The sequence below is a fragment of the Verrucomicrobiia bacterium genome, assembly GCA_019634635.1.
Taxonomy (GTDB): Bacteria; Verrucomicrobiota; Verrucomicrobiia; order Limisphaerales; family UBA9464; genus UBA9464.
Map to the genome: position 1 here is coordinate 121,983 of JAHCBB010000002.1, position 13,091 is coordinate 135,073.

A 13,091-nucleotide genomic window follows, 5' to 3' on the forward strand; every position below is an offset into this window, starting at 1 on the left:
TTCTTCGGAAATCACCGGCACCGGGAGATACAGACCGCGGAAACGGTTCAGCCATCCGTCCGGGCTGGGGCCGGCGGATCGAGGTTTGCGGGCGGGAGCTGGAGAATTTTGACCCGGACGGGGCGGTCCGCGCGCTGTTCGTGGATCCGAAGGGTCAGAACATTGGTGCCATGCCGGAGCGCGCGCAGTCCGTCAGGGCCGACCGCCATCAGATGCCGGGCTGGCGCGGATTGGAACGGCGGTGCCAGCGCGGATCCGTTCAGCCAGACCTCACCGCGAACGATTCCGGCCATGTCGAGGACCCAGTCGCCGTCGTGGGGTCCTTCCCGGAAAAAGGTGGACTCCCACCAACCCGGTCCCACGGCCTCCGCCGCCGTGGCGTACTCCCGGGGTTCCAGCGCCGGTGCGTCCGCCGTTCGGACCCCCGGGGGCGCGCCTGCCCGGGTCCATGAGTCCATCGTCTGTGAGAAGGCGGCGTCCGGTGGCCTGCGATCCCAGAGGTCCGCGAGGTTGGCAATGATCGCAGGGTCCACGGGTTTGAGTTGCAGAAGCCGCCGCAGCGCCCAGTCCGCACCCGCATCATGGCCTGCCCGCAGTTGAAACTGGGCCAGGTTCTTCAATGTAATTCTTGTGGCCTCGTGGCGGTCGCCCAACACGCGGCGCTGTCGGGCGAGGGTTTCAACCAGGAGTTGTTCCGCGTCGGAGACCTTCCGCCAGTGGTCGTAGTAGTACCCGGCGAGGTAGGCCTGCGCGGCAAGGGTGATGGGGTGCCATTCGCCCTGGCGCTGCCGCATCAGTTCCACCCCCTGCAACAACAACTGTTCTCCCACCTCGAAGGTGCCGCCCTGCCGGGAACCCCGCTTGCGGGCGACCAGGTATTGGATGCCGAGCAGGTCGGCGTCCTCGACCGCGGCGTTTCCCTGCATTTCCTGAAACGTCTCCTCGGCCACGCGGTGCCAGTCGGCCCGCCGGCCGAGCGCGTAGTAGATCCACGCGAGCCGGTTTCCACAATGCAACGTCAGGGGATGCGCCTCTCCGAGACGCTCGCGTGCCAGGTGCCACGCGGATTCCGCAAGGGGCACCGCGCCGGAGGAGTCTCCGGAAGCGTGGCGCGCATAGGCCAGGTCAATGGCGGTTCTCAGGGTTTCCGGCGCGTCCGGACCCCTCAGCGTCGCGTACAGCCGGTGGGCGGCGTCGTAATGGGGTTCGGCCGAAGCCCAAAGTCCGAGGCTGGCGTACGAGCGCCCGAGCGATTCGTGGATGGTCGCCTCCGCGCGGGCATCCCGAAGGGGGCTTTGCTTCATCCGTGCCGAGGCGCGGTCCAGGACCGTGCGCAGGGTCAGTTCCTCCTCGGGAAACCGGTCGGGATCGGCTGCGGACAGGATTTCGCGCGCGAGATAGCGGGTCGCCGCCTCGGCGGAGGCGGCTTCTTCGTCGGCCCGGAGCCTCAGCGCCTCGATGGCGAGGCGCTGCCGTCGCTCCTGATCGAGGAGTTGTGCCGCCCTGTTCTCCGCATCGCGTGCACGGACCGCAAGGAACAGGCTCAACGTGGTGGCCGTGGCGAGCACCAGGGCGGCCCCGGCCGCCACGGCCACGGCAATCCGATGACGGCTCAGGAACTTGGCAGCCCGATAGCGAAGTCCGGGTCTCACGGCCATGACGGGCTCCCGACGGAGGTGGCGGCCGAGGTCTTCCGCGAGGGCCGAGGCGGACGGATACCGTCGCTCCGGATCCTGCTCGAGGCACCGGAGAACGATCCAGTCCAGGTCATCGCGAACGGCGGCGAGGAGGAGGGTCGGGGTGGTGCCCCGATGGGCCGCAATCGCGGCTTGTTCGGCGTCGGAAAGCCCGGCCAGCCTTGCCGAGGGTCGCCGGTGCGTTTCGCCACCGGCCCGCGACCGCCAGTGGGCGAGTCCCACAGGGCCTCCGGCCACCTGATCCCAGGGCGTCCGGCCGACGAGGAGTTCGTGCAGCAGGATTCCCATGGAGAAGACGTCGGACCGGGTGTCAATGTCGCGATCGGTGACGCGGGCCTGCTCAGGACTCATGTAGGCCGGCGTGCCGAGCAGTTCGAAGCCTCGGGTGAGGCCGTCGGGTGCCTCGAGGCCGGGGTCCACCGCCTTGGCCACACCGAAGTCAATGATCTTGGGTTCCGGATCCGCCGGCGTGCCGGAAACGAGGACGTTGGACGGCTTGAGGTCGCGGTGGATGATGCCCTTTTGGTGGGCGTGCTGGAGGGCGTTGCAGACGGTTTGGAGCAGCCGGAGGCGTGCCGGTACCGTCAGTTGGTGGTCATCGCAGAACCGGGTGATGGGTGGGCCGGCCACCAGTTCCATCGCAACGTAGGGCCGGCCGCATTCGGTCGTCCCGGCGTCATAAACACGGGCGATTCCCGCGTGGTTCATCCGGGCCAGCGCCTGGCGCTCCGCCTCGAAGCGCGCCAGCACGCGGCCCGAATCCATTCCCGGTTTGAGCACCTTCAGGGCGACCGCCCGCCGTATGGGATCCCGTTGGTCCGCCCGGTACACGACGCCGAAGCCACCCTCCCCGAGGCATTCGTGGAGGAGATACCTCGAAACCGCGGGCGGGCTGGGTCGGGGGGCGGCAACTTCGGAGCCCCCGAGGAACCGGCCCATTTCGACTCCGGCGCCCAGCAGTTCGAGGATCCGCTGGCGCAGGACGGCATCCGGGCCGCAGGCCCGTTCCAGAAAGGCCGTCCGCTCGGGCTCCGGAAGGTCGAACACCTGGAGGAACAGCTCGCGCTCCCTAGGGACGTCATTTGGCATGGCTCCATATCCGCTCGTGCGGTCCTCAGGCCGTCCGGTTCTGTTGAATCTCCCGGAACAGCCAGGAGCGGGCGTAGGTCCAGAGGCGGCCGGCGGTACGCTCGGGCAACCCGAGGAGGGAGGCCGCCTCCCGCTGCTCCAAGCCGGCAAAGAAGCGCAGCTTCGTGAGCGCAGCGGCCTGGGGATCGTGCGCCTCGAGGCGCTCCAGCGCCTCGTGCACGAGAATCAAGCCTTCATCATCCGCTTCTGTGGCCACTTCGATGCGCTCGAGGTCCACGCGCTCCGCGCCGCCTCCCCGCTTCTCACTGCGCTTGCGCCGTGCCTGGTCAACAAGGATGCGACGCATGGCCTCGGCCGCGGCTCCGAAGAAGTGTGCCCGGCCTTTCCAGCCGGGATCCTCCGCGCCCGAAAGCCGCAACCAGGCCTCGTGAACGAGGGCGGTCGCCTGCAGCGTTTGTCCCGGCCGCTCCCGCGCAAGTTCCCGGGCGGCCTGGCGGCGGAGTTCGTCGTACACCAGGGGCAGAAGGGACTCCGAGGACACGGCGTCCCCCGCGGAGATCGCGTGGAGCATCTGGGTGACCTCGCTCATGACCGGGGGGCCGGATTTCCAGAAGTCACGGGGCGCCACCCAGCAGGCGCTTCAGCACCCCCGGGGTCTGGACCACCCGGTAAAGCATCCAGAGGCAGACCGAGACAACCGTGAAGGCGAACACGATGGACGCGGTGCGAAACAACCGGACCTTTTGCTGAAATTCCGCCGCCCGCTGCATCCGCTCCGCCTCCAGGATGGCCAGTTGCTCATTGATGGCGGCCTTGGCCCGCTCCGGATCCATCAGATCGCAGGCAAGCCACGAATCAGCCGACTTGAGGAACGATGCCGGCGCGCGCTCCACCAGCGGGGGCGGCACCGGAGAGAACCCGCCGGTCTTCCAGTAGTCCGCATCCTCCTGCGTCCAGACGCGCTGCACCCCCTGGTGCCGCAGCACGATCTGCACCCGTCGCCAGAGGGCGGCGCGGACCAGATCGGCATCGGCTCCGGCATGGATGGCCTCCGTGTGGAGCAGGGCCTGATCCCCCTCGATCAGGAGCCCGATGACGCCGGTGATGAGGCCATCCTCATCGGTGACGATCTGGAATTCATTGAGAAAGTCCCCGAGCTGTTCCCAGGGGAGACCGGCCTCCTGCCAGAGCGCCTGCAATGCCGCGAGGTCCTCGACGGCGGCGCGCCGGGCGCTGAGCGGGGAGGGATCCACACAGGGACCGTAAGGTCCGCATCGTCGTCGTGACAAGCATACCCGGCCGGCCTACGGCTCGCGAACCGCACTGAGCGCGAGGGACTCCACGAGCGCGTCCACCGTTTCACGGGCCCCAGGGTGGCCCTCCATGGGGAGGTGGTTGTTGACCACGATGCTGAAGATCAGGGGCTCCCCGATCGAATTCGTGAGGTAACCCGACAGCGCCTGAACATGGCGCAGTGCACCGGTTTTTGCCCGGACATTGCCCTTCAGGCCCGGGCGCGAAAAACGCGATTGCAGGGTGCCGTCCACACCGCCCACCGGCAGTGAGGCCATCCAGGCGGAGGCCGCGGAATGGCGCCGCATGTGGGCCAGCAACCGCACAAGGGACCGTGGCGTGGCGAGGTTCTTTCGCGAAAGTCCCGATCCTTCCTCGAGAAACACCTCGCCCTTCGGAATGCCCGCCGCCTGCAGCAGCGCCGGCAGGGCGGTCAGTCCGGCCTCCTCGGTGGTGGTCAGGTTCCCGGCGGCCGTGGCGCGGTGCGACCGCTCGTCCGCACCCACGGCAAGGAGCAGCAGTTGGGCATGGAGATTCTGCGAGGCCTTCATCATTTCCCGGACCAGTTCCCTCACCGGCGGCGACGGCACCGAGCCGACCGGTTGCCAGCCGGCGGCCGCAGGGGTTCCGGGGACAGGGTCCGGGATTGCGCCATGGCGTGAAGGGCCGGCGACTCGGATGCCGTCCCGTTCCAGCGCCTCCCGAAAGAGGTTCCCAAACCACAGCGCGGGCGTTGGGACGCTGGCTTCGCCGATCACGAGGGGCTTTCCGGGCGGCACCGAACCCGACACGGCAAGGCGCGAATCCCCGGGCAGCCGGTAGAGCTGAATCCGCACCGGACTGCGCTCAGCGCCGGTGATGACGCGATTCTCGACCACAAGCCCGCTTCCCTCCGGGGCGAGGCGCAGGTGGACCGGGGCTCCCCGCGCGGCTCCGGGTGTGGCCGTCAGCGTCACCGTGTTGTCGCCGGCGGACAACGCCGATACCGGAGCACCGTACGACCCGGCAAGGTCCTCCCAATCCCAGCCGCTGCCGAAGGGCGGTCCTTGGAAGCGGCTGTCGTCGCAGATCAGGCCGCCGCCCACCTGCCGGATCCCGGCCCGTCGGACCGCGCCGACCAGCGGAGCCCACGCGCGGGTCCAGGAGCCACCGTGCCAGCGTGCCGACCATGACGGATCCCCGCCGCCGACGATCCGGAGCGGACCCGCAAGACGACCGTCGGCGTCCGGCGGCGCAGAGATCTGAAGGGTCGTGATCAACCGGTGCTCCGGTCCGAGCCGGTCCAGTGCGAGCGCGGCGATGAAGAGCTTGGTGTTCGAAGCGGGGATCATTCGGGCGCCGGCGTTGGTCTCGAACCAGACCCTGCCGGTCCTCAATGAGACCACCTGGACGCCCCAGAGAGCTCCTGTGGCTTCCGGGGCCTCAAGGCGCGACGCCATCTGCATGCGGAGATGCTCCAGGGAGGCCGGCGATGCGGGAGCTGCCGGAGCGAGGGCCAGCGAAATGGCGAGCCAAAGGCGGCGGTGCATGCGCAGAACGATTTTGCCAAACCCTCGGAGTGGCAATACAGGGTTTGGCGGTGAACGCACTGGAGTATCCCGATCGGCATCATGTCGTGGCCGCCGAGGGCTGGTTTGAGCTCGGCTGCGACCCGGAGGCCATGACCGAACTGGGGCGGCTGTCGCCCGCCGGGCAATGTCATCCCGACCCCCTCGAGCTTCGCTGGCGGATTCTTGCGCGGGCGCGGAACTGGGCTGCCGCCCTGGAGGTGTCCGGCCAGATGACGCAGGTCGCTCCGGACCGCCCTGAAGGCTGGATCCAGCTGAGCTTCACCCTGCACGAGCTGGGGCGCACTCGGGATGCCTGGAACCTCCTGCTTCCCATGGCATCCCGGTTTCCCGAGGATTCAGTGATTCCGTACAATCTCGCCTGCTATGCCTGTCAGCTCGGGGAGTTGAAGGCGGCGCAACAGTGGCTCGAGCGGGCGGCCCGGATGCGTCCGCGCAAGGAGATCAAGGGAATGGCGCTGAGCGATCCGGATCTGGCGCCGCTCCGGTCCTGCGTGGAGCAGCTCTGACGGCCGCGCGGATCAGGATCAGGGCTTGCTGGTGATCTCGCCCCAATTGACGTGGTTGCGTTCCGCGTACTGGGTGAACGCCTTCTCGTGGAGGATGAGCGCGGCCCTGACAACGCTGGAGTCGTCGGCACGGCCCGCGGCGCCCATGAAGTCCGGGATCAGGTCATTCTTGCGGTGGGCGTAGGTGAGTGCGAAGACCGCGGCGGCCAGGGCGTGGTAGGTCAGGTCCTTGTAGGCACCCTCGGCAACATCCTCGACCACGTCGGCAAGAAACTCGAGCTGGTTCACCAGATGCGGAAACTCCGGCGCGTCAATCTGCGCAAATTCCACCTTCCACAGCGGCAGGTTTCGCAGCACCCGTTCCAGGGTCATCGGCGTCACCTGCGCGGCGCCGTGCATGACATAGTTGGCGATTTCCGACATTCGGCCGCGATCATAGGCAGGTCTGCCCCGCCGGGGCAACGCGCAGCTTTTCACACCCTTTGGCGGGCGCGAAGGCCGCGCGTCGGGCGTTGCGGCGTGGTTCGGGGTCTGGTTGGGTGCGGCATGCCTCGGTCCACCCGTCACCGCATCGTTCTGGTCACCGCGCCGGATGCCGGCGTCGCCCGGCGGCTGGCCCGCAGCGCCCTGGAGGCCCGCCTCGTCGCCTGCGCCAATCTCGTGCCGGGCGTGGAGTCCCACTACTGGTGGCAGGGAGCCTTGGAATCCGCGACCGAGGTGTTGATCCTCTTCAAGACCACCGGGGCGCGGGTGGCCGCCCTCGAGCGCCTTGTCCGGAAGGAGCACCCCTACGAGACGCCCGAGTTTCTCGCGCTGTCCCCGGGCCACGGAAGTGCCGCCTACCTGGACTGGATCACCGACTCCGTGGTTCCCACCCCCGCCCGGAGGCGGAGGCGGTCCGGTCATGACGCGCATTGACCCGGAGGGCGCGATCGGGTTCAACGGACCCCATCATGACTCCCCCGCCCCGGTGGTTTTCCCTTCGCGTCCTCGTGTTTCTGGCCGTTTGGGTGTGCTTGGATCCCTTTGGCGTGGTTGCCGAGGTCCGGCTGCACCCGACCTTTTCCGATCATGCCGTGTTGCAGCGGGGAATGCGGGTGCCCGTGTGGGGCTCTGCCGACGAAGGTTCGACGGTGGTCGTGGAGTTTGCCGGACGCCGTCGCAGCACCATTGCGCGTCAGGGACGCTGGATGGTCGAGTTGCCTCGCATGCGCGCGTCCTCAATGGGGCGTCCGCTCCGGGTGACGGGTCCCCACAATTCGGTTGAGATTTCCGACGTGGTCGTCGGTGAAGTCTGGCTGTGCTCCGGACAATCCAACATGGAATGGCCCCTGCGGGCGAGCCATCAGCCAGAGGCGGACATTGCTGCCAGCACCAATCCCAACCTCCGCCTGTTCACAGTGACCAAGCGCCGGTCGCCGGAGGTGGAGACGGATCTCGATCATGCGCCCCATGGCTGGGAGTTGGCCGGGCCCGAGGTCGTCCGGAACTTTTCGGCGGTCGGGTACTATTTCGGCCGCATGCTGGAGGCCTCGCTGCGGGCGGAGGGTGTGCCGGTGGGGATCATTCACGCCAGTTGGGGCGGCTCGCCGGCGGAGGTGTGGATGCGTGCCGGCGTGCTGGAATCGGACCGCGAATACGCGGCGGACATCCTGGCGCCGGCGGCGGAGACGCTGGCGCGATGGGAGGCTGCCGTGCGGGAGTGGGAGGAGCGGCGGACCGCGGCGACCGCCCGGGGCGAGTCTTTCCGGGAGAACCGCCCCGGTCAGCCGTGGCGGCCGGCCGAATTGTACAACGGCATGCTGGCAGGACTCATTCCCTATGCCATCCAGGGCGTGATCTGGTACCAGGGGGAATCGAATGCAGGTCGCGCCTGGCAGTACCGCCGGCTGCTGGCGGACATGATCCGCAACTGGCGGACCGACTGGGGGCAGGGCGATTTCTGGTTTCTGCAGGTGCAACTGGCGCCCTGGGATCGCAACCGGAAGCGGGACCTTGCAGAAATTGCGTCCGAGGTGGGTGAATCCGGTTGGGCCGAACTGAGGGAGGCGCAGAATCACGTTGCGGCCACGGTGCCACGGGTGGGCGTGGTTGTGATCACCGATGTCGGGGACAAGGATGACATCCATCCGACCCGCAAGGAACCGGTCGGGGACCGCCTCGCGCGGCTCGCGTTGGCGCGGGTCCATGGGAAACCGGTGGTCGCCGTCGGGCCGCAACTCCGTTCCGTGCGCACGCGTGGTGGCGAAGTCGTGCTGCGTTTCGGTGATGTGGGGGCCGGATTGCGGACGCTGGACGGCGGAGCCCCCGCCGGATTCACGGTGGCGGGGGAGGACCGGAAATTCCATGCGGCGTCTGCCCGCATTTCCGGCCGCGACGAAATCATCGTGTCCTCCCCGGAGGTCCAACGACCGGTGGCGGCGCGCTACGGGTGGGCCGATTACCCCGTGGTCAATCTGGCCAACGAAGCGGGGCTGCCTGCGTCGCCTTTTCGCACCGATTCATGGCCGGGGTCCACGCAGCGCCCCGCCCCCTCCGCGCGATAGCGGCGACCGCGGGGGTGCCACGGCCGCAGGTCGTTCAAAATCCCGCGCTTGGCGTCCGGAGCCTTCCCGGTATCCTCCGCAGGATTCGATGATGACCAAAATTCTTGCCCTGGCGGGTGTGCTCGCCGCCGCGCCGGCGGTGGCGCAGATCCTGTCTTCCGAATTTATTGCGGATCCGCCACCGACACGGGCCTCGCATGCCTCGACCGTCTGCGACTCCAAGAACGGCCTCGTGGCCGCCTGGTTTGGTGGCGCGGCGGAGCGGTCGCCCGACTGCGTGATCTGGCAATCACGGTTTGTGGACGGCCGTTGGCTTCCGGCCGTTGAGGTGGCCCGTGGCAACGAGGATGGACGGCAGCAGTTGCCCTGCTGGAACCCGGTCCTGTTCGAGAAGCGCAACGGTCCGCTGTACCTCTTCTACAAGGTCGGCCCCAGTCCCTCCAAGTGGTGGGGCCGCGTGATGCGCTCCGATGACGGAGGGATCACCTGGGGCAGGTCGCGGCGACTTCCGGACGGTTTCGTAGGCCCGGTGCGCAACAAGCCGGTCGAACTGCCCAGCGGGACGATCTTGTGCGGTGCGAGCACCGAGGATCAGGGCTGGCGGGTGCATATGGAATGGACCGTGAACCCGTTTGCGCGATGGGATCGGACGCCACCGTTGAACAGCGCCCTCAACTGGGGCGCGATCCAGCCCACCATCCTGCGGTGGCCCGGGGAACGCACGCAGATCCTTTGCCGGACCAAGCAGCAGGTGGTTTCGGCGGCCTGGTGCACCACCGACCTCCGCAACTGGGGGGCCATGAGCGGGACCATGCTGCCCAATCCCAACAGCGCGATTGACGCGGTGATGCTGGAAAACGGCCAGGCCCTGCTGGTGTACAACCCGACCACCGACTCCCGGTCGGAGCTTTCGATCGCCTTGTCCGCGGACGGGACCGAATGGCGGCGCGTCCTCGATCTGGAGAAGGGTCCCGGCGAGTACAGCTACCCCGCAGTCATTCAGGATCGCGGCGGGCGGGTTCACGTGACCTACACTTGGAAGCGGGAGGCCATCCGGCATGTGGTGGTGGACCCGGCTGCGTTGAACTGACCGGGCCGGTCTCCCCAGACCCGCAAATGTCACGCCACCGGACCTCCGCGCCGGCCAGCGGCGGCGATCCGTCGCTGCGGGTGCCCGCGCGGTCCGCCGGGGAAGTGGTCCGGCGGGTGATCGGGTATCTGCGTCCCTACCCCGGACTGACCGCCGGCACCATCGGCTGTGCCCTGGGGTCGCTGGCAGCGGCGTTCACCTACCCTCAAATCACCCAGTTTCTGATTGACGACGTCATTTCGGGGCGGCGTCCGGATCTTCTCCCGTGGGTCCTGCTGGGACTTGCGGGGGCGTTTTTCCTGCGGGACGGCCTCAACTCCCTGCGAATCCGGCTCAACAACACGCTGGAGCAGGGAGTGATCTTCGATCTGCGGCGCGATGTGTACCGGCGGTTGCAGCGTTTGCCGGTGGCGTGGTTCGACCAGCGGGCATCGGGCGACCTGATGACCCGCGTGTTGGACGACGTGAATGCGGTCGAGCGATTCCTCATTGACGGGGCGGAGCAAGGAACGGTCGCCGTGCTCAGCATCGTGGGGGTGACGGTCCTCCTGCTCGCCAGCGATCCATCGCTGGCGGCCGTGGCGCTGATTCCGGTGCCCGTGCTCGCCGGCGGCGCCCTCTGGTATTCGCTGACCGCCCACCGGCGCTACCGCGTCCAGCGCCAGGCCTCGGCGGCCATGGGAGCGCTGCTTCAGGACAACCTCCAGGGCATCCGTCAGGTGAAATCCTTTGGACGCGAGGAGCATGAAGAGGGGCGTTTTGAAGGCCACGCGGACGCCCTCCGAAGGGCCACCCTGGGGGTCATGAAGGTCTGGGCGCTGTATCACCCGGCCATGTCCCTGGCAGCGGCGATGGGCACTGTGGGGGTCCTCTGGATTGGCGGACGCCAGGTCATGGAGGGCAGTCTGACCCTGGGGGGGGTGGTCAAGTTTCTGGGCTACCTTGCGATGCTTTACGACCCCGTCGGCAGACTGCATACGCTCAACCAGATGCTGTCGTCCGCCCGGGCGGCCGGGGAGCGTGTGCTCGATGTCCTGGATGCCGACCCTGAGCCGGCGGGCGCGGTGGGTGGGGCGGAGTCGGGATGGAGGGCCCGGGGCGAGGTCACGTACGAAAACGTCAGCGCCGCCTACGCCGGCGGGCGACTCGCGCTGCGGGGGGTGACGCTGTCGGCAGCCGCCGGGGAGCGGGTCGCCCTCGTTGGGCCCACCGGTGCCGGGAAATCCACCCTCGTCAACCTGATCCCAAGGTTTTACGAGGTTTCCTCCGGCCGAATCCTTCTGGATGGCAGGGACATTCGTCAGATCCCGCTCGGGGCGCTCCGGCGGCAGATTGCGGTGGTGAGCCAGGAGCCCTTCCTCTTCAACGGGACGCTGCTGGAGAACATCCGGTACGGCAGACCCGAGGCGACCGTGCTTGAAGTTGAGCGGGCGGCGCAGGCGGCCAACTGCGGGTTCATCAGCCGGTTTCCGGAGGGCTACCAGACCCGTGTTGGCGAGCGGGGAATCCGGCTCAGCGTCGGAGAAAAGCAACGGGTGAGCATCGCCCGTGCCCTGCTGAAGGACGCGCCGATCCTGATTCTGGACGAGGCGACGGCGAGCGTGGATACCGGGACCGAATTGCTGATCCAGGAGGCGCTGGAGCGGCTTCTGCGGGGCCGGACGAGCTTCGTGATTGCGCACCGTCTGGGCACGGTGCGCGATGCCGGGCAAATCCTGGTGCTGCGGGGGGGGCGGATCGTCGAGCGGGGCCGCCACCAGGCGTTGCTGGACGCGGGAGGTGAGTACGCCCGCCTGGTCCACGCCCGGCGCCCGGCCGCAGATGCCGGTATTCTGGGGGACCCGGACCCGTCCGGGACTTTTGGAAATCTGCCGATCAGAGGGGATTGTGTTTGACACCCCCCCGGTGCCTGCCTAGAACGGCCGCCGAACTTTCAATCACCTCTACGACGCCGAATTTTTTTTCCTATGAAGAAGCTCATCTACGCCGCGGGCGTGTTCTCGTTGGGAGGCGCCGGCCTCGCTGTCCAGGCTGCTGATGGCGACTCGAAACCCTGGGAGGTTTCGCTCACCACGCAGGGGTTCTACGACAGCAACATCAACACCCAGCCTGACGGCCCGGGGAAGGTGGACAGCTGGGGCATCTACGTCAGTCCATCGGTGGACTACCTGAAGGTGTGGGACACCTCGTCCCTCACCCTGGGCGTCACCTACGGGGCGACCTACTTTTTCGACATCGAGCCGGCAAGCGGTACGGCCTTCAACCGCTCGAACATTGACTCGCACTGGGCGCAGAACGCCAACGTGGACGTCAATTTCAAGCACAACTTCAACCCGCGGATGACGCTGGAGATTGACGACAATTTTGCCGTCTTCCAGAACGCCAGCCAGGTGTTGATGGGCCAGATCGGCCGCATTGACGGCAACAACTTCTCGAACGACGGCACGGTCAACCTGGCCATCGAGCTGGCGCCCCGCTGGAGCACGGTCATCGGGTACCAGAATCTGTTCTTCCGCTACGAGGAGGACCAGTACGCCTCTTCCTTGGACCGCATGGAGAACTACGGGTCCCTCGACTTCAAGTACCTCCTGAGGCCCAACACGCTGGCGCTGGTTGGCGGACGGATCGGCAATGTGGATTACGACAGCGGCAAGGGGCTCTACTTCCCGGGGTTGCCGGTCAATGATGCGCTGAACCCGAACGCCAACATCCGGAACACCCGGACCTACTTCGCGTACGGCGGCTTCGAGCACAGCTTCACACCGGCGTTCACCGGATCGCTCCGGGCGGGTGCCCAGATTCAGGACTGGGTCAACTACGACGTGGACAACCAGGCCAACCCGTTCCTCGACTTCAGCCTGTCGTACGCCTACGACGTGGGCAGCAAGGCGCAGTTCGGTGTCATCCACCGGGCCAACACCACCGATGTGGTGGGCGGTCCAGTCAATGGGCCGGTGCTGAACCAGGAGAGCACCGCATTCTACGCCACGATCAGCCACGCGATCACCGCGAAACTTACGGCCAGCGTGATGGCCACCTACCAGAACTCCTCCTTTGTGGGCGGCGTGTGGGATGGCCAGACGGAGAACTGGTGGTCGGTCGGAGGGACCCTCTCCTACGCCTTCACCCGGTACCTCTCGGCCCAGGCCTCGTACTACTACGACGCGTTGGATTCCCAGGTGCAGGTTGATGACATCTTCTACCGGGACTACAACCGGAGCCGCGTGTTCTTCGGGATTGTCGCGACTTACTGACCGCAAAAGTTTGCTCTCGGGCCGGAGGCCGGATTAACTTCTGGC

At 67.3% G+C, this 13,091-nt stretch carries 11 protein-coding genes; 6 read left to right on the plus strand and 5 right to left on the minus strand.

Features of this window, described 5'->3' with window-relative positions:
- Nucleotides 1-47: 47 nt before the first annotated feature.
- The 4 genes from KF791_01895 to dacB are packed head-to-tail and all read right to left on the minus strand — an operon-like array spanning nt 48 to nt 5,608.
- On the minus strand, nt 48-2,786 hold the full coding sequence (locus tag KF791_01895; GenBank protein ID MBX3731327.1) for a protein kinase: 2,739 nt from the start codon (nt 2,784-2,786) through the stop codon (nt 48-50).
- Nucleotides 2,787-2,811: 25 nt separating this feature from the next.
- The gene (locus KF791_01900; protein ID MBX3731328.1) at nt 2,812-3,375 is read right to left on the minus strand and encodes a sigma-70 family RNA polymerase sigma factor; all 564 of its coding nucleotides are present in this window, start codon (nt 3,373-3,375) and stop codon (nt 2,812-2,814) included.
- A 25-nt stretch (nt 3,376-3,400) separates the two neighbouring features.
- Nucleotides 3,401-4,039 (minus strand): hypothetical protein, encoded by a 639-nt coding sequence (locus tag KF791_01905; GenBank protein ID MBX3731329.1) that lies wholly within the window; start codon nt 4,037-4,039, stop codon nt 3,401-3,403.
- 51 nt (nt 4,040-4,090) lie between these two features.
- A complete protein-coding gene (gene dacB, locus KF791_01910; protein ID MBX3731330.1) occupies nt 4,091-5,608 on the minus strand; it encodes a D-alanyl-D-alanine carboxypeptidase/D-alanyl-D-alanine-endopeptidase in 1,518 nt (505 codons plus the stop codon).
- Nucleotides 5,609-5,658: 50 nt separating this feature from the next.
- Between dacB and KF791_01915 the strand changes: the two genes are divergently transcribed.
- On the plus strand, nt 5,659-6,156 hold the full coding sequence (locus tag KF791_01915; GenBank protein ID MBX3731331.1) for a tetratricopeptide repeat protein: 498 nt from the start codon (nt 5,659-5,661) through the stop codon (nt 6,154-6,156).
- Nucleotides 6,157-6,174: 18 nt separating this feature from the next.
- Here KF791_01915 and KF791_01920 read toward each other — a convergent pair whose 3' ends face one another.
- On the minus strand, nt 6,175-6,579 hold the full coding sequence (locus KF791_01920; protein ID MBX3731332.1) for a hypothetical protein: 405 nt from the start codon (nt 6,577-6,579) through the stop codon (nt 6,175-6,177).
- A 123-nt stretch (nt 6,580-6,702) separates the two neighbouring features.
- Between KF791_01920 and KF791_01925 the strand changes: the two genes are divergently transcribed.
- The 5 genes from KF791_01925 to KF791_01945 all read left to right on the plus strand — a co-directional run bounded on the left by KF791_01925 (nt 6,703) and on the right by KF791_01945 (nt 13,046).
- Nucleotides 6,703-7,074 carry a divalent-cation tolerance protein CutA gene (locus KF791_01925; GenBank protein ID MBX3731333.1) on the plus strand — a complete coding sequence of 124 codons (372 nt, stop codon included), beginning with the start codon at nt 6,703-6,705 and terminating at the stop codon, nt 7,072-7,074.
- A 35-nt stretch (nt 7,075-7,109) separates the two neighbouring features.
- On the plus strand, nt 7,110-8,702 hold the full coding sequence (locus tag KF791_01930; protein MBX3731334.1) for a sialate O-acetylesterase: 1,593 nt from the start codon (nt 7,110-7,112) through the stop codon (nt 8,700-8,702).
- 91 nt (nt 8,703-8,793) lie between these two features.
- Nucleotides 8,794-9,792 carry an exo-alpha-sialidase gene (locus tag KF791_01935; GenBank protein MBX3731335.1) on the plus strand — a complete coding sequence of 333 codons (999 nt, stop codon included), beginning with the start codon at nt 8,794-8,796 and terminating at the stop codon, nt 9,790-9,792.
- Between the two features lie 26 nt (nt 9,793-9,818).
- Nucleotides 9,819-11,687, plus strand: coding sequence for an ABC transporter ATP-binding protein (locus KF791_01940; protein ID MBX3731336.1), 1,869 nt, complete (start codon nt 9,819-9,821; stop codon nt 11,685-11,687).
- 72 nt (nt 11,688-11,759) lie between these two features.
- On the plus strand, nt 11,760-13,046 hold the full coding sequence (locus KF791_01945; protein ID MBX3731337.1) for an outer membrane beta-barrel protein: 1,287 nt from the start codon (nt 11,760-11,762) through the stop codon (nt 13,044-13,046).
- Nucleotides 13,047-13,091 lie beyond the last annotated feature (45 nt).

Coding starts and splice junctions, on each gene's coding strand:
- KF791_01895 (MBX3731327.1), bottom strand. CDS start 2,786: ATGCCAAATGACGTCCCTAGGGAGCGCGAGCTGTTCCTCCAGGTGTTC.
- KF791_01900 (MBX3731328.1), bottom strand. CDS start 3,375: ATGAGCGAGGTCACCCAGATGCTCCACGCGATCTCCGCGGGGGACGCC.
- dacB (MBX3731330.1), bottom strand. CDS start 5,608: ATGCACCGCCGCCTTTGGCTCGCCATTTCGCTGGCCCTCGCTCCGGCA.
- KF791_01920 (MBX3731332.1), bottom strand. CDS start 6,579: ATGTCGGAAATCGCCAACTATGTCATGCACGGCGCCGCGCAGGTGACG.
- KF791_01925 (MBX3731333.1), top strand. CDS start 6,703: ATGCCTCGGTCCACCCGTCACCGCATCGTTCTGGTCACCGCGCCGGAT.
- KF791_01930 (MBX3731334.1), top strand. CDS start 7,110: ATGACTCCCCCGCCCCGGTGGTTTTCCCTTCGCGTCCTCGTGTTTCTG.
- KF791_01935 (MBX3731335.1), top strand. CDS start 8,794: ATGACCAAAATTCTTGCCCTGGCGGGTGTGCTCGCCGCCGCGCCGGCG.
- KF791_01940 (MBX3731336.1), top strand. CDS start 9,819: ATGTCACGCCACCGGACCTCCGCGCCGGCCAGCGGCGGCGATCCGTCG.
- KF791_01945 (MBX3731337.1), top strand. CDS start 11,760: ATGAAGAAGCTCATCTACGCCGCGGGCGTGTTCTCGTTGGGAGGCGCC.